16 protein-coding genes are annotated in these 18,190 nt (G+C 41.2%); 6 read left to right on the top strand and 10 right to left on the bottom strand.

Annotated features, from left to right (window positions below; translation table 11 throughout):
• The first annotated feature begins 94 nt into the window (after window positions 1-94).
• On the top strand, window positions 95-883 hold the full coding sequence (locus tag C7B62_RS19005; RefSeq protein WP_199194278.1) for a carbohydrate ABC transporter permease: 789 nt from the start codon (window positions 95-97) through the stop codon (window positions 881-883).
• A 95-nt stretch (window positions 884-978) separates the two neighbouring features.
• Window positions 979-2,538 (top strand): FHA domain-containing protein, encoded by a 1,560-nt coding sequence (locus C7B62_RS19000; RefSeq protein ID WP_106240681.1) that lies wholly within the window; start codon window positions 979-981, stop codon window positions 2,536-2,538.
• An 86-nt stretch (window positions 2,539-2,624) separates the two neighbouring features.
• Here C7B62_RS19000 and C7B62_RS18995 read toward each other — a convergent pair whose 3' ends face one another.
• From C7B62_RS18995 to C7B62_RS26260, 4 genes are all read right to left on the bottom strand, one after another.
• Complete coding sequence (locus tag C7B62_RS18995; RefSeq protein ID WP_106240677.1) at window positions 2,625-2,834, bottom strand: hypothetical protein; 210 nt, start codon at window positions 2,832-2,834, stop codon at window positions 2,625-2,627.
• 32 nt (window positions 2,835-2,866) lie between these two features.
• The gene (gene proC, locus C7B62_RS18990; RefSeq protein WP_106240673.1) at window positions 2,867-3,676 is read right to left on the bottom strand and encodes a pyrroline-5-carboxylate reductase; all 810 of its coding nucleotides are present in this window, start codon (window positions 3,674-3,676) and stop codon (window positions 2,867-2,869) included.
• A gap of 27 nt (window positions 3,677-3,703) precedes the next feature.
• Window positions 3,704-4,273, bottom strand: coding sequence for a cell division protein SepF (locus tag C7B62_RS18985; RefSeq protein ID WP_199194277.1), 570 nt, complete (start codon window positions 4,271-4,273; stop codon window positions 3,704-3,706).
• A gap of 382 nt (window positions 4,274-4,655) precedes the next feature.
• Window positions 4,656-4,799 carry a hypothetical protein gene (locus tag C7B62_RS26260; protein ID WP_199194276.1) on the bottom strand — a complete coding sequence of 48 codons (144 nt, stop codon included), beginning with the start codon at window positions 4,797-4,799 and terminating at the stop codon, window positions 4,656-4,658.
• Between the two features lie 621 nt (window positions 4,800-5,420).
• Here C7B62_RS26260 and C7B62_RS18975 point away from each other — a divergent pair.
• Entirely contained in the window at window positions 5,421-6,503 is a 1,083-nt protein-coding gene (locus C7B62_RS18975) for a class I fructose-bisphosphate aldolase (protein ID WP_106240671.1), read from the top strand.
• A 362-nt stretch (window positions 6,504-6,865) separates the two neighbouring features.
• On the opposite strand, the gene C7B62_RS18970 is transcribed toward C7B62_RS18975, so the two are convergent.
• The 6 genes from C7B62_RS18970 to rimO form a co-directional block, all read right to left on the bottom strand.
• On the bottom strand, window positions 6,866-7,273 hold the full coding sequence (locus tag C7B62_RS18970) for a VOC family protein (RefSeq protein ID WP_106240668.1): 408 nt from the start codon (window positions 7,271-7,273) through the stop codon (window positions 6,866-6,868).
• A 77-nt stretch (window positions 7,274-7,350) separates the two neighbouring features.
• The gene (locus C7B62_RS25825; RefSeq protein ID WP_158260710.1) at window positions 7,351-7,491 is read right to left on the bottom strand and encodes a hypothetical protein; all 141 of its coding nucleotides are present in this window, start codon (window positions 7,489-7,491) and stop codon (window positions 7,351-7,353) included.
• 15 nt (window positions 7,492-7,506) lie between these two features.
• Window positions 7,507-8,961 (bottom strand): decarboxylating NADP(+)-dependent phosphogluconate dehydrogenase, encoded by a 1,455-nt coding sequence (gene gnd / locus C7B62_RS18965; RefSeq protein WP_106240665.1) that lies wholly within the window; start codon window positions 8,959-8,961, stop codon window positions 7,507-7,509.
• 535 nt (window positions 8,962-9,496) lie between these two features.
• Window positions 9,497-10,603, bottom strand: coding sequence for a threonine synthase (gene thrC / locus C7B62_RS18960; RefSeq protein ID WP_370304071.1), 1,107 nt, complete (start codon window positions 10,601-10,603; stop codon window positions 9,497-9,499).
• A 140-nt stretch (window positions 10,604-10,743) separates the two neighbouring features.
• Window positions 10,744-12,207: a DEAD/DEAH box helicase gene (locus tag C7B62_RS18955; RefSeq protein WP_106240660.1), complete on the bottom strand. Its 1,464-nt coding sequence runs from the start codon at window positions 12,205-12,207 to the stop codon at window positions 10,744-10,746.
• Window positions 12,208-12,377: 170 nt separating this feature from the next.
• Window positions 12,378-13,715 carry a 30S ribosomal protein S12 methylthiotransferase RimO gene (gene rimO, locus C7B62_RS18950; protein WP_106240657.1) on the bottom strand — a complete coding sequence of 446 codons (1,338 nt, stop codon included), beginning with the start codon at window positions 13,713-13,715 and terminating at the stop codon, window positions 12,378-12,380.
• A gap of 516 nt (window positions 13,716-14,231) precedes the next feature.
• On the opposite strand from rimO, the gene btpA reads away from it, so the two are divergent.
• From btpA to C7B62_RS18935, 3 genes are all read left to right on the top strand, one after another.
• Window positions 14,232-15,083: a photosystem I biogenesis protein BtpA gene (gene btpA, locus C7B62_RS18945; protein WP_106240654.1), complete on the top strand. Its 852-nt coding sequence runs from the start codon at window positions 14,232-14,234 to the stop codon at window positions 15,081-15,083.
• Window positions 15,084-15,152: 69 nt separating this feature from the next.
• Complete coding sequence (locus C7B62_RS18940; protein WP_106240651.1) at window positions 15,153-16,136, top strand: vitamin K epoxide reductase family protein; 984 nt, start codon at window positions 15,153-15,155, stop codon at window positions 16,134-16,136.
• A gap of 139 nt (window positions 16,137-16,275) precedes the next feature.
• The gene (locus C7B62_RS18935; protein WP_106240647.1) at window positions 16,276-18,105 is read left to right on the top strand and encodes a hypothetical protein; all 1,830 of its coding nucleotides are present in this window, start codon (window positions 16,276-16,278) and stop codon (window positions 18,103-18,105) included.
• Window positions 18,106-18,190 lie beyond the last annotated feature (85 nt).

Here is an 18,190-nt window from a genome sequence, read left to right as displayed (position 1 = left end):
AAACCGAGGCGGTATTCGCTGCGCTCAATACACCCGCCTCGGTTTTAGCGGGGGTCTCCACGGGAGGAGTCAGATGAAACAGAGATCGCTATTTATGAGTTTTTCGGCAACTAAATTATTAACTTTAATTGGTTTAAGTCTAGGAGCGATCGCCGTATTGTATCCTTTATTGATAGTGGTACAAGCTTCCTTTACTACTGTCGATGGTCAGTTTACCTGGGCTAATTACCAACAGGCTTGGCATCGGGGAGGATTTTTATTAGCTTTTACTAATTCAACCATTGTGGCGTTAAGCGTTACTGCTCTACAAATTATCACTTCTGCTTTAGCAGGATATGCTTTAGCCCGACTAAAATTTAGGGGAAAACAGGCAATTCTGCTGTTAATTTTGGCTACTTTGGTCATTCCTTTCCAATTATTAGTGATTCCTATTTTTGTAATTTTAAAATGGGCGCATCTAATCAATAGCTATTGGTCGCTAATTTTACCTACCGCAGCTAGTGGTTTTGGCATTTTTCTGATGCGCCAATATTTTGCTAGCATTCCCCTCGAACTAGAAGAAGCTGCTGCACTAGATGGTGCTAATCGATTCGAGATCCTTACTCAGATTATGTTACCTCTAGCTCGTCCAGCGATCGTTACTCTATTTCTGTTTACTTTTATTGGTGAATGGAATGATTTATTCAAACCATTAGTGTTTACTACCCGACCAGAATTACGCACAGTGCAGCTAGCATTATCCGAGTTTCAAGAACAGTTCACCAGTGATTGGTCTTTGTTAATGGCTGCGGTAGTAATTGCTACTGTTCCTGTAATAGTTTTATTTTTAATTGGTCAAAGACAGTTTATTCAGGGGATTGGCTCAACAGGAATTAAAAACTAAGTCAAGTAATTTAAAAATAGATCACCTCTTCCTCATTTGTCTGATGTACTAATGAATAATTGAAGTTAATAAAAACATTTAAAATCAAGATTTAGATGACAGAGATTATTATTATTGATACCAGGAATCCCCAGGAAACTAAAACTATTCAAGTAGCTCCTGAAAATAAGATTAATCAAGAATGTTTGATTGGTAGAGACAGCCGCTGCTGTATCGTTTTAAACGATAAACTTGCCAGTCGTACCCACGGTAAGATTGCATTTCGTCACGGCAGTTATTTTTATTGCGATCTAGGCAGTCGAAATGGGTCGAAGATCAATAACAAAAATGTCCAGGTCAATCAAGAATATTTACTTGAGCCTTCAGATACAATCGCTTTAGGAAATCATTTGCTGTGGGTCAAGGCGATCGCCGAAGAAGAAACTGCCTTTGCGGTTCAGTTGACCACTCCTGCACAGTATATGCCTTTGGCGACAATAGACACGGCTAGTCTAGAAACTTGGACTCAAGGAACAAAACAGGTTAAGTGCGTCCAGATTGTTGATGAAACCTTTGATGTGAAGACTTTTACGTTTATCTGCGAACCTCCTGTTAAGTTCGACTATCACCCAGGACAGTTTTTGACTCTCAATTTAAACATTGACGGCAAGAACATCAAGCACTGCTATTCAGTTTCCTCCACTCCCTCGCGACCTCATACTATTGAGATTACCGTTAAGCGAGTCACTGCTCCTGACAATGAGCCGATTGCTCTAGAGGAGTTAGTCAGCAACTGGCTACACGACAACCTAAAAGTAGGTAGTCAGATTACAGTTAATGCGCCCATGGGCAAATTCACTAATTTTGCTAATCCATCGGCAAAACTATTCTTGCTCTGTGCGGGTAGCGGGATTACACCGATGATGTCAATGTCTCGCTGGATCTGCGACACCGTGTCCAATGTAGATATTGTGTTTTTTTATAGCGCCCGTAGTCCCCAAGACATTATTTTTCGTCAAGAATTAGAAATGATGAGTTCTCGCTATCCCAACTTTAAGCTAGCAATTAGCGTAACTCGTTCTGTTGCTGGTCAACCTTGGTATGGCTATCGAGGCAGAATCAACGAGCAGATCTTACTGGCGATCGCTCCTGATTATCAAGATCGAACCGTCTATGTTTGTGGTCCAAATCCATTTATGGAAGCAACCAAAAAACTCTTGCAAAAAATGAATTTTCCGCAGGAAAACTACTATGAAGAAAGCTTTAGAGAGGCAAACAAAAAGCAAAAACCAATACCAACCCTGCCCGCAGTAGATCCAACATTTATTATCCAAAAACCTGTTCCTGCCCCTGCCACAATTGCTGAAGCAAGGCTAGCTGTACCTGCCACCAGGATCGTTACAGCAAGAGCTTCTCACTCTACTTCTCCTAGTTCTCTAGTTGTCCTTTCAAAATCAGGTCAAGAAGTAGCTTGTGATGGAAAGCAATCTATTCTTGATGCAGCAGAAGCTGAAGGTGCAGCTTTGCCTTTTGGTTGTCGCAGGGGTGAGTGTGGCGCTTGTAAGGTTAAAAAAATTGCTGGAGAGGTAAGCTACGACGATAATGTTGCTTGTGAGGATGGTTTTATTTACACCTGTGTTGCTCGTCCAGTTGGCAGAGTGGTTATTGAGGCTTAAATTTAATTTGGGGTGAACGGCTGTTCAATTCTCAAGTACACATTCAAATACACATTATTTTGTATTCCAACTACTCAACTACTCAACTACTTTTTATAGGCTTTAGCGGAAGCAGTAGTCCAGATATAGGCAGCAAGACCAAAGGGTAGCAAAATGAAAATTGCTCCAGATGTTATGGGATGCAATCTAACAATACTGATAGAACTCATGGCTGCTATGCCTAAACCGCAGTAGACTAAACCGAGTAATGGAATTCCTAGAACTAGGAAAGCAAACTTTTTATCATCAGGATTCATATTGCTCTTATTCGGTCCAATTATTTTAATTTTTACCGTTGTCCTAACTCTTGAGATCTGGCAGTAGCTGTCTTCACCGCCTCAATCAATGCCGAGCGGAACCCCGCACTTTCTAGTTTAGCAACTCCTGCGATCGTTGTTCCACCTGGACTTGTTACTCGATCTTTGAGTACTCCTGGATGTATTCCTGTCTCTTTAACCAGAGTGGCTGTACCCAATACTGTCTGAGTGGCTAACTGTAAAGCGATCGCTCTTGGTAATCCCGAAGCAACACCACCATCGGCTAAGGCTTCAATTGCTAATGCCACAAAAGCTGGGCCCGATCCCGATAATCCTGTTACCGCATCCATTGAGGATTCACTTACTTCTACTACTTCACCAACGGCAGCAAAGATTGATTTAGCCTGTTCAACATGTTCTGTTTGAGCATATGTTCCAGTTGCGATCGCTGTCATTCCTGCACCTACTGTAGCGGGAGTATTGGGCATGACACGAATTACTGGTTGTTGGGCAAAGGTTTGCTCTAGTTTCTTGATAGTTACACCTGCCAGAATGGAAATCACCATACTGTTAGGATTAGGCGTAAGCTCGGCAACTACTGGATCTAAGATCTGAGGCTTAATTGCCAATAATAAAACTTGTGCTGCCGATACAGCAGCTTGATTTTGATCCGTTACTTGGACTTGATATTTCTGAGCTAAAAAATCTCTTCTTTCTATGCTAGGTTCACTGACTAATATGGTATTAGCCATAAAAACCTGTTTCACTAAAAGGCGGGATAATATAGCCTCTGCCATTACCCCGCCACCAATGATACTGAGGCAGATACTATTAGATTCCATAATCTAATCATACTATCTCAATTGAATTTACTGAGCCGCAACATGGGGCTGTTGTCCCCAAGCTTCAGGTGCAGGAGTTGTGCGACGCACATGAGCTTCTGGAGTGTGTACGTCTTTGAGAATTCCGTTCAAGCTGCTAACTTTAACCGAACTAGGAGTAAACAAGAAGATGCTTTCCCCAACTCGCTCTTGGTGTCCGTCCATCGCATAAGTACCGCCAGCAATAAAATCTACGGCTCTTTGTGCTTCTTCAGGATTCATAATGTTGAGGTTTAATACCACTGACTTGCGATCGCGCAATGCCAAAATAACTTGAGGCATTTCTTCAAAAGAATGAGGTTCAATAACTACTACTTCTGAATTACCGTTGGTTAATCCTGGCATGCCGATTACATTGTTAATCTTCATCTCTTGTTTGCGGTTATTTTTTTGGTTGTTAGAAGGTACTTTGGTTAATTCAGGCTGATTATTAGTTGTGTCAGAATTTACCAAAGTCTGATTGTCCATCTCTTGCTCGGGATAATACTCGGTGTATCCTGTTTCGTCATTTTCGTACTCGTTGTCAATGCCAAAAAACTCTTTTAAGGTGTTCAACATATTGCTAATTCCCATTAATTTACGACTTTAACTGGTTGGTTAAATATTTCTTTTAAATGACTGCTTAGTTACTTATTTACAAACTAGATTTTTTAATTGAAGTTTTTACTGTACAACTCATATTAGTAGGTTATACTTTGCTAACTTCAGTGTCTATGAATTTAGTAAACTGTCAGTTTCATTCTCAAAAGCTAATGAGAAAGTGGCTGTATTCAAAGAAATATTTTATTTGGCGACTCAATTCTACTCCACCTGATGACAAATGGCAGCTTTATTGCAGTCTATTTTTGATTTAATTCTATTTTTCTTGGGTTTTTGTTACATTTATTGATATTGAGCACCAAGAGTTTAAAATTAGCAATATTAACAATATATTGAATCACTAAACTTGGGGAACAGGTTGGGGTTCTGGATTTGGTACTGGCTGGGGAATAGGAGTTGGTACTGGTTGGGGGACAGGTGCAGGAACAGGTTGAGGTTCTGGTTGAGGAGTTGGATTAGGTCGAGTTGGAGGTGTTTCTATCATGATTGATATTTTTTTTGATATGTTTGATATGGTTGTTTAAAATCAGCAGGACTAGAGGTAATGCTTGGCAGTCAATAATTTGCGTTTGGCTGCGTTGTTACCAAAGCTTGGTACTGATCCCAAACTTAGCTTATTTAATATTAGAAATCAAAGACTTTTTCGGGATTTTTACATCTGAACGTCTAAGATGACTATTAAGTATCGATGCATCTATACTAGGCATTTCTTGATAGCAAGTAGGACAAAACCAATAAACTCGATGATGATTTATGTGTCTTAGTAAATGATCGTGGCAGCAAATACAATTATTCATTTTGTTACCTCTAGGTTTTTTAAATTTTGTTACATTAATTAAATATTGCAACCATGAAAAACTTAGATTTTAAAAGAATTGTGTCAATTTTAATAGTTTTCTGAGATTATAAATTAATTGTATAAATTATCTTGTTTACTCTGTCTCTGACCATCGATAGACTTACTCATTTTATTAACAAAACTTTATCTACTTGAGTTTATTTAAATAAATAAATAAATTAGACTACTTGCAAAATTAATTTCCTGCTCGTTTGCGAAAATTTAGTCACAATAAAAGCAAGCAAGAAAATTACACTTAGAAAAATTATGGTTGCTACTGAATTAGCCTCGCAAAATCTTTCGTCACTATTAGGGAAGGAAGCAGAAGATTTGCTCACTTATCAAGCCAAAGTACCCAAAGATGCTTTACATTTGCCAGGAAAAGACTTTATTGAACGTATTTTTATTAATAGCGATCGCAATCCAAGAGTACTTCGCTCTTTACAACAGCTATACTCTACAGGAAGACTAGCAAATACTGGCTATCTATCTATCCTGCCTGTAGACCAAGGCATTGAACATTCTGCCGCAGCTTCTTTTGCGCCCAACCCACTCTATTTTGATCCAGAAAATATTATTAGATTAGCCTTAGAGAGTGGTTGTAATGCGATCGCTACAACCTTGGGAGTCTTGGGAATGATGTCTCGTAAATATGCTCATCGTCTCCCTTTTATCGTTAAACTCAACCATAATGAGCTACTAACTTATCCTAATCCATCAGATCAAATTATGTTTGCTTCAGTACAGCAAGCTTGGGATTTAGGGGCTGTAGCCGTGGGTGCAACTATCTATTTTGGTTCACCAGAGTCATCAAGACAGATCCAAGAGGTAAGCAAAGCTTTTGCTCAAGCACACGAATTAGGCATGGCAACAATTCTCTGGTGTTATTTGCGCAACAATGCTTTTAAGCAAGATCAAGACTACCATTTAGCCGCCGATTTAACAGGACAAGCAAACCATTTAGGGGTAACCATTGAAGCAGATATTATTAAACAAAAGTTGCCTGAATGTAATGGCGGTTACCAAGCAGTTGCCAAAGCTACAGGAGAAAAATATGGTCGCACTGATTCTAGAGTTTACAGTGATTTAAGCAGCGATCATCCAATTGATTTAACCCGCTATCAGGTACTTAACTGCTATGCAGGGCGTAGTGGTTTGATTAATTCTGGGGGTTCGTCGGGCGATAGTGACTTTGTTGATGTGGTGCGTACTGCGGTAATTAATAAACGTGCTGGTGGCTGTGGTCTAATTTCGGGCAGAAAAACTTTCCAGCGTCCAATGTCTGAAGGTATTAAGCTCTTTCATGCTATTCAAGATATTTATTTAGACGATGAAGTGACTATTGCTTAAGCTGATACTGAAAGTATGAGACTGAGAGAAATAGGAATACTATCTGCCTCTCAGTTCTCAGCTCTTAAATTTGTATGGACTTCAACAGTGAACAATCAACAGTGAGCAATTACTTCTTCTTAAAATTACCTGCTCAAAATACTTGGCTGTAGCTATAGCAATACGCGAATACGTTAGGACATTTTTTTGACTGCTACTAGCCGATCACCCTAATTATCTTAAGCTAATTTTGTACGGCTATATATAGCGATATGCACTCGGATTACGACAATCATGACTTGTTTGTTACTTGTTACTCGTTACTTACGAGTAAATATTTAATATGCCCTAACCTAATCTTATACGGCTCTAGATTATTTGACTTAAATAGCTATTTCATCAGCTAATTCATAAATACCGATGAGATTACCATCAGGATCGCGCAGATAAATAGTTTTAATTCCCCACTGAGGGCGATAAGTAGGTTGAGTAATGAAAGTAACATTCATTTTTTTAAGAGCGTCATAGGTTTGATCGAGATTTTGAGTAGTAAAAATTAATGCCACATTATCTGGATCATTTTCTGAAGGGAGCTTTTTAGGAGAGCCGATAATCGCTGCCATCGATTGTCTTTTAATCAAATTTAATCTAGTATCTCCCATTTTTAAATCTGCTTCTTCTCCATTACTATCTTGATAAATTAATTCAAATCCCAACATTTTTTGATAAAACTCAAGACAGGCTTCATAATTACAAACTAAAAGTCTTGTTCCTTTAAAATTTAAGTTCATACGATCTTTCTCACCTTATTTTTTTTGACTGTATCTAAAATTTTCCGTTTTTTCTGCGCAGATTTAGTATTTAGTTTTTAAGCTAAATCAGGCAAAAAAAAGAACACAGCAATTACATGAAGCGTCCTTAAATCGCTCAACAGCGCGCTTGGATAAGCAGATTCAGGCTCGGCATTCCCCACGCTCAAATCGCTATGTCCCACCAAATTGACTGACAAATCAAGTTAATAAAGTTAGTCTGTAGTACCCGTTTGCAGAGATTGTTTAGCAACTTTTGTCCACTCAGTATGAGTAAATTCACCTCTTGGGCGATCGACTCGTTCATAGGTATGTGCGCCAAAGTAATCTCTTTGAGCCTGAGTTAGATTTTGCGGTAGGTTAGCGCGACGATAGCTATCAAAATAGTCTAAGGAAGAGCTAAATGCAGGAACAGCAATGCCTAGTTGGTTTGCTGTGATCAATACCTCCCGCCAAGCAGACTGACGATCTATGATCGATTGCTTAAATTCTGGTGCTAACAGCAAATTTAGCAGTGCTGGATTTTCATTGAATGCGTGTTTAATTTTATCAAGGAAGCGTGCCTGGATAATACAGCCACCTTTCCAAATACGCGCTATTTCGGCTAAATTGAGATTAAAGTTCAATTCACTTGATGCTTTGCTCAATAACGCCATTCCTTGTGCATAAGAACACATTTTAGAGCAATATAAAGCATCTCTAACTTTGTCAATAAATTGCTGCTTATCCCCTTGATATTTGCCAGTAGGAGCCTCAATTACTTTAGAAGCTGCTATCCGTTCATCTTTGTAGGCAGACATGACGCGAGCGTTAACCGCAGCATAGATAGTAGGAATTGGCACACCTAATTCCAGAGAGCTTACAACTGTCCAACGACCTGTTCCTTTTTGTCCCGCAGAATCCAAAATTGAATCTACTAAAGGTTTATCAGTCTCGGGATCTATATTGCTAAAAATATCAGCAGTGATTTCAATTAAAAAGGAATTTAGCTCATCAGTATGATTCCACTGGGTAAATATTGATTCTAATTCCTCTCCACCAAGGTCAAGGGTATTTTTCATTAAGTCATAGGCTTCAGCGATTAGCTGCATATCCCCGTACTCAATGCCATTATGCACCATTTTTACAAAGTGACCCGCACCACCTGGTCCAATATAGGTAACACAAGGACCATCATCAACTTGAGCAGCAATTTTAGTCAAGATTGGCTCTAAATCTCGGTAACCAGACTCAGTACCGCCAGGCATTAAGCTGGGACCTTTGAGCGCACCTTCTTCTCCGCCACTAACACCCATACCGACAAAACCAAGTCCCGATGATTCGAGGTCTTTAGTACGTCTTTCAGTATCACCATACAGAGAATTACCACCATCAATGATAGTATCTCCTTGTTCTAATAATGGTTTGAGCTGCTCAATTACAGCATCAACAGGTTGTCCCGCCTTAACCATAACTAAAATATTGCGGGGGCGTTCCAAGATTTGCACAAATTCTTCTAAAGAATAAGCTGCTTTAATATCTTTGTCTACCGCTCTTACTGCCATAAATTTTTCGGTTTTATCGGCGCTGCGGTTATATACAGCGATTGGAAAACCACGACTTTCGACGTTAAGGGCGAGATTTTCACCCATGACGGCTAAACCAATTACTCCAAAAGTTCTTTTTGCCATAGTATTATTCAACTTGCCCTAATTCTTGCTAGTTTGACTGGAAAATAACAATCTAAAGAAAGGCTAGCGCAATTTACTAAGTTCAGAATAGTTCCTTAATCAACTCTTCGATTTTTTGGTCAAGAAATGGTGTTTAAAAAACTATTTGGCTGGACAAGAGTATTGGATTATACAATTAGTCTGGTTTGAAAATTTGTCGCTATGATAAATCTTGATAATTTTAAATAAAATTTTAAATAAATTTAAGCGAACAGCGATCGCCATCCCGATAAGAATTAAACAGTTTTTGGGAAAATCACTCTCAAAATCAATACCACGATCTCAGTATTTTCACTGAAGACGAAATTAGCCAGTAGATCTATGGTATAGGCGCGTTAAATTTCTTGCTAAGATATCGCACCACTGATCGTAGGACTGTGATTTTAGCAATATTAGCAATATCGGTTAAGTCGTAAATTACAGCGTGTGTTAGCAGCCACTAATACACGTTTTTTTCTCTATCTAGGTATAAAGTGACTACGAAGCAGGTTAAGTTTTAAAAACCCATCTCTTGAGCCACTCTACTTAGATCGTTAGGAATACCTTGTTTCAGCTCGTTAAAGCTATGTTCTACTGCAGTACTAGGATCTTTAAGCCCATTCCCCGTCAATACGCAGACTACAGTAGCATCACTAGGTACACGGTCTTTGACTTTTAGTAACCCAGCTACTGAAGCAGCACTAGCAGGTTCACAAAAAACCCCTTCTTCTGATGCCAAAATACGATAGGCGGCTAAAATTTCTGCGTCGGTTACAAGATTAAACTCTCCATCGCTGGCTTCTTTGACAGCGATCGCTTTTGACCAGTTAGCAGGATTACCGATTCTAATCGCAGTGGCTAGGGTTTCAGGATTAGCAACTTTTTCGCCTAAAACTAAAGGAGCAGAGCCAGCAGCCTGAAAGCCCATCATCTTGGGCAAGCGAGAACATTTTCCCGCGGTACGATATTCACAAAATCCCATCCAGTATGCGCTGATATTGCCAGCATTACCTACAGGAATGCAAAGCCAGTCTGGGGCATTACCTAACACGTCCACCACCTCAAAAGCTGCGGTTTTTTGCCCCTGAAGACGATAAGGATTGACGGAATTGACCAGGGTAACGGGATATTTTTCGGCAAGTTCGCGTACAATTTGGAGGGCATCATCAAAATTGCCGTCGATGGCAATTACCTCTGCCCCATACAGTAGTGCCTGAGCTAGTTTTCCCAAAGCTACGTAACCATCGGGAATAATCACAAAAGCCTTCATGCCTGCACGACGAGCATAGGCAGCAGCAGCAGCAGAAGTGTTACCTGTGCTGGCACAAATAACCGCTTTGGCTCCTTCTTCTTTAGCTTTAGAAATCGCCATGGTCATTCCCCGATCTTTAAAGCTTCCCGTCGGATTTAGACCATCATACTTGACATACACTTTGACCCCGCGACCAATCTGAGAGGCGATCGCTGGTGCGGAAATTAAAGGCGTATTACCCTCTAATAAGCTAATCACGGGAGTAGCTGCGCTAACGGGCAAATAGGAACGATAGGTTTCGATTAAACCTTGCCAGTTATTCGCCGTCTTGGCGATAGTGGGGTAAGACAAGTTGGTCGGGGGAATACTCAGAGTCACGGGGGCTATGCTGGTTAAGGTTTAAATTCTGGGTTTTGGCTTATTTAACCATTATTGCAGAAGATGCTTGCAGTCTTAAAGTACCCTAATTTTTGTTCTTTAACACACTTTAAAACTGCCGAGAACTTCAAGATCTACTGTTCGATAATTACACCCGATCTTAATTTACCTTGAGGCTTGGTTCTGGGTACAGATTTTGACTTGCTGTAATTATTTTTGGGGGTAGAACGACCCATTTTCTTGCCCTTGATTAATGGCTTATTGAAGCTGTCTTCAGGAATATCCCACTCTCCCTTCATCCAGTTAGGACAATCGCGATCATAGACCATCTGAAGAGCAGCAGCAGCGATCGCCTGCGCGTCATATTCACTACCTAGTTCTCTAACCAACGGTAGAAATGATGCCATTCTTTCTCCTGCTAAAGTTTCTTTAATTTTGCTATTGAGCTTCCCAATCCTTTTGGCTTCAACTTGAGCCCGATTAGGAATCTGGGAGGTTTCTAATGTAGCTCGCATACGACGCTCAATCTGTTTGATTGCGCGACGATCCCCAGACTGAGCCAGAGCCAAAGCAGTTCCTGTTTTACCCGCACGACCAGTACGACCAATACGGTGAATGTAAGTTTCTGTGTTATCAGGCAAATCGTAGTTGATGACGTGGCTGAGATCCTGAACATCCAGACCTCTAGCAGCGATGTCTGTTGCTACTACCATTCTTACTTTGCCATCGCGGAACCGTTTGACCAATCTTTCCCGCTGAATTTGGCTTAAATTACCGTGGTATTCATCAACGCTGTGACCAGCTTCCTGTAATTTACTAGTTAGCTCGCTGGCAGTACGTTTGGTACGCACAAAAATAATTGCCGACTCTGGTTCTTCGATTTCTAAAATAGGCTGTAATGCCTTAATTTTCTGCCAGCCACGGGGTACGAGATATACGCGCTGATCGATGCGAGTGGGAGCAGCTTCTTTTTGCTTAACCGTAATATAAATTGGATCGGTTAAAAAGTTATTGATTAAGTCTTTAATTTCGCGGGGCATGGTTGCCGATAGACAGGCAGTTTGTCTGGAACTAGGAGTTTGACGCAGAATTTTTTTGATATCGTCAATAAAGCCCATGCTTAACATTTCATCTGCTTCATCCAGAATTGCCAGCTTAAGCTGATCCAAAACTAGTTCTCGGCGCTCTAACAAGTCAATGACTCGCCCTGGAGTGCCAACAACTATCTGGACTCCGCGACGCAATCTGCTAATTTGTCGTTCGATCGATTGCCCACCATATACAGTTAAAGAAAAAACTCTTCTTTCTTTAGAGGAAAAGTCGTTGATGGCTTCCCCAACCTGCTGCGCTAATTCTCTGGTGGGAGTTAAAATTAGTGCCTGTACTGCCTTGTTATCAGCATCGACAAGTTCTAGGGCAGGCAGAGCAAAGGCTGCGGTTTTACCTGTTCCTGTTTGAGATTGACCGACAATATCTTTACCTTGAAGTAAAGCAGGTACTGCATCTTGTTGAATTTGTGTAGGATCGCTAAAGCCTAACTGTTCTAGTTGTAATACAGTATCAGCGGACAATCCTAAATCTTTAAAAGTCGTCGTCATAATTGATCTTTCTACTTTAATGGTTATTTAATGGTGAATAATTAAGTCGAGGGACACTCAGGTTTTGCGACCATGTGCAGTCGACTTGCTATTTCTTGCTCTGCTGGAAAATAATTTAACTCAATGCAGTTGAAAGCATTGGAGCGTAATCTCTGATTGATTTACAGCAATTAAGAGGTTACATAAGCTGCTGTAACTGCTATTTCTCCATAGAGGTCATAGACATCAGCAGCGGTAATATCTACTGAAACTATAGAACCGAGAGAAGCTGAACCACGCACATACACCAAACCATCAACTTCTGGCGCAAAGCGTGCGGAGCGACCTACTAGCTGCCCTGTTTCAGGGTGTTCTTGCTCTAGCAAAACATCTACTCGCTGACCAATACAGGCGTTATTTTTGGCGGCCGCGATGGGTTGCTGTGTCTCCATCAGAACATCTCGGCGATGGGCTGCTACTTCTGCTGCTATTTGGTCTGCCATATTGTAAGCGGGGGTTTCCTCTTCAGGAGAGAAAGTAAACACTCCAACATGGTCGAACTGATGACGTTCGACAAAATCGACTAGATGTTGAAAATGAGCCTCTGATTCTCCAGGAAAACCAACAATAAAGGTGGTACGCAGCACTGCCCCTGGAAGTTCTACCTTAATTCTCTCAATAATGCCATCGTTTACTCGTCCCTGCCAAGGTCGGTTCATTCCTCGTAAAATTTCAGGATGAGAATGCTGTAGAGGAAGATCGAGATAGGGCAGAACATTAGGCGTGTCTCTAATGGCAGCTAATACTTCAGGGGTGAGTCCCGTAGGATAAGCGTAGTGAATTCTAACCCAAGCTACATCAACCTTGCCTAGCTCGGTCAATAACTTGGCTAGCATCGGCTTGCCATAGAGATCTACACCGTAGTTAGTAGTGATTTGAGAAATTAAGACAATTTCCTGCACTCCTTGACTTGCCAAAGATTTTGCTTCGGCGACGATGGATTCGATGGAGCGCGATCGCTGATTGCCTCGCAAATGAGGAATAATACAAAAGGCACAGCGGTAGTCACAGCCTTCAGCTACCCTTAAATAAGCCACTCCCTCGGTGGTAGTACGGTAGCGCGGAACGGTTTCGTCGGCAATATACACAGGCTCAGGGGTCACTTCTTCAACCCGCTCGCCTGTTTCGGTGCGTTCAATTACATCTACAATTTTATGGTAATCTGCGCTACCCACTACGGCTACAGCTTCTGGTAACTCAGCTAAAAGCTCTCCCTGAAAATGCTGCGCCATACAGCCTGTGATCACAATCTTTTTTTCGGCTTCAGCTAGTTCGACTAAAGTACGCACTGATTCTTCCCGCGCAGCCTGGATGAAGCTACAGGTGTTAACAATTACATAATCGGCTAGTTCTTCATTGGAATCTATTTGGTAGCCTGCTTGAGCTAGCAAGCCCAGCATATGCTCGGAATCTATACGGTTCTTTTCACATCCCAAATGGGATATAGCTATGGTTGGCTTGTTTGCCATTCTTTATCCTAAATTTTAGAGACCTGTCTCAAAGTTAGTATGAGTTTACATTTGGGTTCAATGGCTTTGCCATACATTGACAAGGCTTTCGACCACTGGTCAGACTGAATATCTTGGTTGAAGCGTTAACCCGATGACTCTTAAGAGCTATATATAGATAGATTGGGCTAGTTAGACCAAACTGTTGGCTTTTGCTTCCTAGTTTCGCGGTGGAGCATTAGCTAACCAGATTAATCTGCCGCAAAACTATTTTAGATTCAAGACACCGCCTCTGACGGGTTTTGAACTTGAGATTATACATATCTGTAAGAATACGTAAATAACCTTTTCGTTAAAATATCTTAACAGATAAATTCAACTCTGGGAATAAAAACCTGGGAAAATTGATGATTTAAATCTTCAAAAAGTTTTGAGTTGAATGTCAATTTAATGTCAATTTTAGTATATACAGTACTTATCTTTGTCTGAGATAATAGTTAATTTTGAACAGGAGCAAGCAGGCGTGACGGAATTAAAGTGGAATTAAAACATATTTTTCAAGTAGATAATCCAGTAATTGGTGTGGTTCATTTATCTCCTCTACCTACATCCCCTCGTTGGCAAGGCAAACTTCACGAGGTAATTGCTAGGGCCGAACAAGAAGCTACTGCTCTAGCAGCAGGAGGAGTAGACGGGATTATCATCGAAAACTTTTTTGATGCTCCTTTTGCCAAGGATTGTGTCGATCCCGCTGTAGTTAGCGCCATGACCTTGATTGTCGATCGCCTACAGGGAATGGTCATGCTGCCGATTGGGATCAATGTTTTGCGTAATGATGCTCGTAGCGCCATGGCGATCGCCACCTGTACTCAAACTCAGTTTATTCGAGTTAATGTGCTAACAGGAGTTATGGCAACCGATCAAGGACTAATTGAAGGTAAAGCTCATGAATTACTGCGATATCGCCGAGAATTAGGTTCAAAAGTGGCAATTTTGGCAGATGTTCTGGTTAAACATGCCCGCCCCCTGGGAACACCAAATCTAACTACTGCCGTCAAAGATACGATTGAACGAGGTTTAGCCGATGGAGTAATTTTATCAGGATGGGCAACGGGTAGTCCACCAACTCAAGAGGATTTAGAATTGGCTTCCGCAGCAGCAGGAGACACTCCCGTATTTATTGGCAGCGGTGCAGACTGGACAAATATTTCTCAGTTAATGCAAGCAGCAGATGGGGTGATTGTCTCTAGCTCCTTAAAACGTCAAGGTAAAATTAGCGAGACTATCGATCCGATTCGAGTATCTCAGTTTGTGGAAGCAGCTAGATCGACTCCTCCCCAGAACAAATCACATTCAGCATCAAACGCAGCTGTTAGGCAGTGGCAGTAGTAGAAATCTGAGGCAAAATTAACTCAAGCTATAATCAATCTGAACAATAAATAGATTAATTTTTAAACTATGCGCCGTCGTCGTTCTTTACCTTGGATCTATCGTTGGTCAAGACCAATAATTGGTGCGATCGCGATCGCTGGAGCGGTCTTAACTGCTTATCTCACGATTACTAAACTTACTGGAACAGGGCCAGTTTGTGCTGCTGAATCTGCTGGGGCTGGCTGTGGAGGGGTTTTAGACAGTGACTATGCCACGGTCTTTGGTCTACCCTTGAGCCTATTTGGCTGTCTAGCTTATCTCAGTATGGCTGCTTTTGCCTTAATACCTCTAGCCATTAGTTCAGATAATCAGAAGAAGCTTAAACAACAGATTGAAAATGTAACTTGGTGGCTATTGTTGGCAGGGAGTATCGCGATGGCGGTATTTAGTGCCTACTTAATGTATATTTTGGCGACGGAATTAAAAACTGTTTGTTTTTACTGTATTGGGTCGGCGACATTTTCTCTCAGTCTTTTGATTTTGACTATTACTGGTCGCGATTGGGAAGATTTAGGTCAAATTCTTTTTACAGGCACAATTGTCGGCTTATTAACTATCGTCGTGACTTTGGGCATCTACTCAGGGGTTAATAATAATGCGATCGCTGATGAAGTTGTCGATCCCAGAGATGGCAAAATTGCCATTATTGAGCCGACAGGACCCTACACTGCACCCTATGGTTGGAAAGTTACTTCAGTTTCTGGTGAATCAGAAATTGCCTTGGCTAAACATTTAACGGCTATAGGAGCTAAAAAGTATGGTGCTTATTGGTGTCCCCACTGCTATGAACAAAAGCAATTATTGGGCGAGGAAGCATTTAACGAGATTGATTATATCGAGTGCGCTCCTGAAGGTAAAAATCCGCAACCAGATGTTTGTCAAGCAGCAAAAATTCAGTCATTTCCTACTTGGGAAATTGACGGTAAATTTTATCCAGGGATCAAAACGCCAGAAGAGTTAGCCAAAATGTCTAATTATCAGGGCGACACAGACTTTAAGTACAAGCTTTAATAAAAGCTATAAGCCATTAGCTATTAGCTATTAGCTAGGGCAAAGCCTTTTACCTCTAGCTGATAGAATACAAACTTTGGTGTAATTCTCAGTCAAGACTAATCAATTTTGATTGAGGTAGGGAGTAAAAGGCGATCGCATGAATAAACTGTTGGTGAGGCTATTTGGTTCGATTATTTTGCTGCTTTGGGGAAAAACGCCGATTTTAGCTTCACCAGAGGTAAAAATAACTCAGTCGGAGTTAGAACAAGCAGAAGTTACCTTGACTCCGATAACTCCTTTAGCTGAACTCTTGTTGTCTCAACCAACGGCAAATCATTTAAGCAAGGGCGAAGTAATTATTAATCTTGATACTCGCAGCTTCTTTTTTCCCGATCTAGTTAGGGGAGCAGTTGATGATAGTGATAGCGCCGTCAATTTTAATACAGGCTTTACCTGGGGCATTAGCGACGAACTACAGTTAAGCCTCCAGTTTCAACATGTAGACAGTAGCTCGCCCATTAAGCAGGGTGAATTTACCTCTGAGCGTACTGAAGACAATGAGGCGGCATTAGAGCTTAAACAGCGTATTTGGCAAAATCAATCAGGAGATCGCTCATTGAGCGGTGTAGTGTCAGCTTCATGGGGTACAAGAGGGTTTATGTTTACCCAAGCTGGCACGATGACAGAAATTAATAACCGCAATGTGTTTGTCTCTGTGGCTGCTCCCTTCACTGCGGCAGTAGGCGATCGCTGGCAATTTAGTTTTACCCCTACTGTGGCATTCTTTAAAGATGAAAATGCCGGTTTTTTTCAGCGTTTGCCTAACGATCGAGAGAGTAACTTTAGTACGGTTCTGGGTTTAGGTGGGGGTATTGCTTATCGCCTTAATGATCGACTATCTCTAGTCACCGATGTCTTTTTGCCCCTGACGGGAAATAACAGTATCAGTCGTGATTCGGGAAAACCCGACCAAGCGATCGCCTATAACGCAGGTATACGCTATCTTAAGAATCCTCAACTAGCTGTGGATCTCTACGCCACTAATACCTTTGCTAGTTTTGCACCTTTATCCTTAACAGCCGACCGTAGTTTTGTCGGGTTAGGCGCTAATATCAGGTTTATGCCCGATGCACTCCCCGCTAACCGTAAGTATGCCCTAGCTAGTTCAGCAAATCAACCAGAATCTCTGACCACTGATGGGGTCGCTTTTTTTGATGGAGGAACTTTGCCCAGCGGTAAATTAGCTTTGAACTTACAAGGAGGTAGTCAGGGAATTTTAACCGCAGTGCGCTATGGCTTGCTGAGGGACTTAGAAGGGATGATTTTTCTGGATTATGTATCTGGAGAAGTAGATGAGTCGGAACAGGGGATCGGCGCTAAACTTAGGTTGCTCAATCAGCAGGAAAATGCTCCTATAACTCTTAGTGCTGCGGCTACTGTAGGTTTAACCAACGAACCCTTTATTAATTTTGTCAATAATGATGCTGATACTTTTGACAATCGAGATTTAGAAAAGAGCGTGCCAATCTTTACTCCTGGGGGAGATGATGGCAGAAACGGAAAACTCTTGATTATCACTGCTTCTTTGCCAATCCAGTATGAAATTAATTCCCAGACAGCAGTATGGTTTACCCCGATCTTGGGTTATGCCCAAAGACAAGGATTAGAGATTGGTGGGTTTAATCTGGGGGGAGCGATCGCTGTAACCAAAGAAGTAAGCTTGACAGCAGAAGTTGGAGCTAATTTTCTGGGCGAAGGAAATAGTTTTAGTGAGGCAAAATTAGCCGATAAAATTCCTTGGACAACAGGAGTGCGTTGGCAGCCATCATTTTTATTAGGTAAACAAGCTACACAAGACAACAGCGATCCTTATCTAGAACTATATCTAACTAATCGGGTTGGTTCTTCTCCTTGGCATCAGTTGCGAGTTCGAGAAGATAATAGCCTTGCCGTTGGTGTCGGGTTGTTTTTACCCTTTAATAAGTAATGAGTAATGAGTAACGAGTAACGAGTAACAAGTAACGAGTAACGAGTAACAAGTAACGAGTAACGAGTAACGAGTAACAAGTAAC

Origin of the sequence: Pleurocapsa sp. CCALA 161 (assembly GCF_003003995.1) — a bacterium.
In the GTDB taxonomy this organism is placed as follows: domain Bacteria; phylum Cyanobacteriota; class Cyanobacteriia; order Cyanobacteriales; family Xenococcaceae; genus Waterburya.
The sequence above is the reverse complement of the archived record's forward strand: the minus strand, read 5'-3'. Positions and strand labels throughout refer to the sequence as shown.

What these genes read in the sequence shown, in the direction of transcription:
- gnd (WP_106240665.1), bottom strand. Translation starts at nt 8,961, where the DNA reads ATGGCAAAAAGAACTTTTGGAGTAATTGGTTTAGCCGTCATGGGTGAA.
- rimO (WP_106240657.1), bottom strand. Translation starts at nt 13,715, where the DNA reads ATGGCAAACAAGCCAACCATAGCTATATCCCATTTGGGATGTGAAAAG.
- C7B62_RS18985 (WP_199194277.1), bottom strand. Translation starts at nt 4,273, where the DNA reads ATGTTGAACACCTTAAAAGAGTTTTTTGGCATTGACAACGAGTACGAA.
- C7B62_RS18995 (WP_106240677.1), bottom strand. Translation starts at nt 2,834, where the DNA reads ATGAATCCTGATGATAAAAAGTTTGCTTTCCTAGTTCTAGGAATTCCA.
- C7B62_RS18970 (WP_106240668.1), bottom strand. Translation starts at nt 7,273, where the DNA reads ATGAACTTAAATTTTAAAGGAACAAGACTTTTAGTTTGTAATTATGAA.
- proC (WP_106240673.1), bottom strand. Translation starts at nt 3,676, where the DNA reads ATGGAATCTAATAGTATCTGCCTCAGTATCATTGGTGGCGGGGTAATG.
- C7B62_RS19005 (WP_199194278.1), top strand. Translation starts at nt 95, where the DNA reads ATGAGTTTTTCGGCAACTAAATTATTAACTTTAATTGGTTTAAGTCTA.
- C7B62_RS18955 (WP_106240660.1), bottom strand. Translation starts at nt 12,207, where the DNA reads ATGACGACGACTTTTAAAGATTTAGGATTGTCCGCTGATACTGTATTA.
- C7B62_RS19000 (WP_106240681.1), top strand. Translation starts at nt 979, where the DNA reads ATGACAGAGATTATTATTATTGATACCAGGAATCCCCAGGAAACTAAA.
- C7B62_RS18935 (WP_106240647.1), top strand. Translation starts at nt 16,276, where the DNA reads ATGAATAAACTGTTGGTGAGGCTATTTGGTTCGATTATTTTGCTGCTT.
- C7B62_RS18940 (WP_106240651.1), top strand. Translation starts at nt 15,153, where the DNA reads ATGCGCCGTCGTCGTTCTTTACCTTGGATCTATCGTTGGTCAAGACCA.
- C7B62_RS18975 (WP_106240671.1), top strand. Translation starts at nt 5,421, where the DNA reads ATGGTTGCTACTGAATTAGCCTCGCAAAATCTTTCGTCACTATTAGGG.
- C7B62_RS26260 (WP_199194276.1), bottom strand. Translation starts at nt 4,799, where the DNA reads ATGATAGAAACACCTCCAACTCGACCTAATCCAACTCCTCAACCAGAA.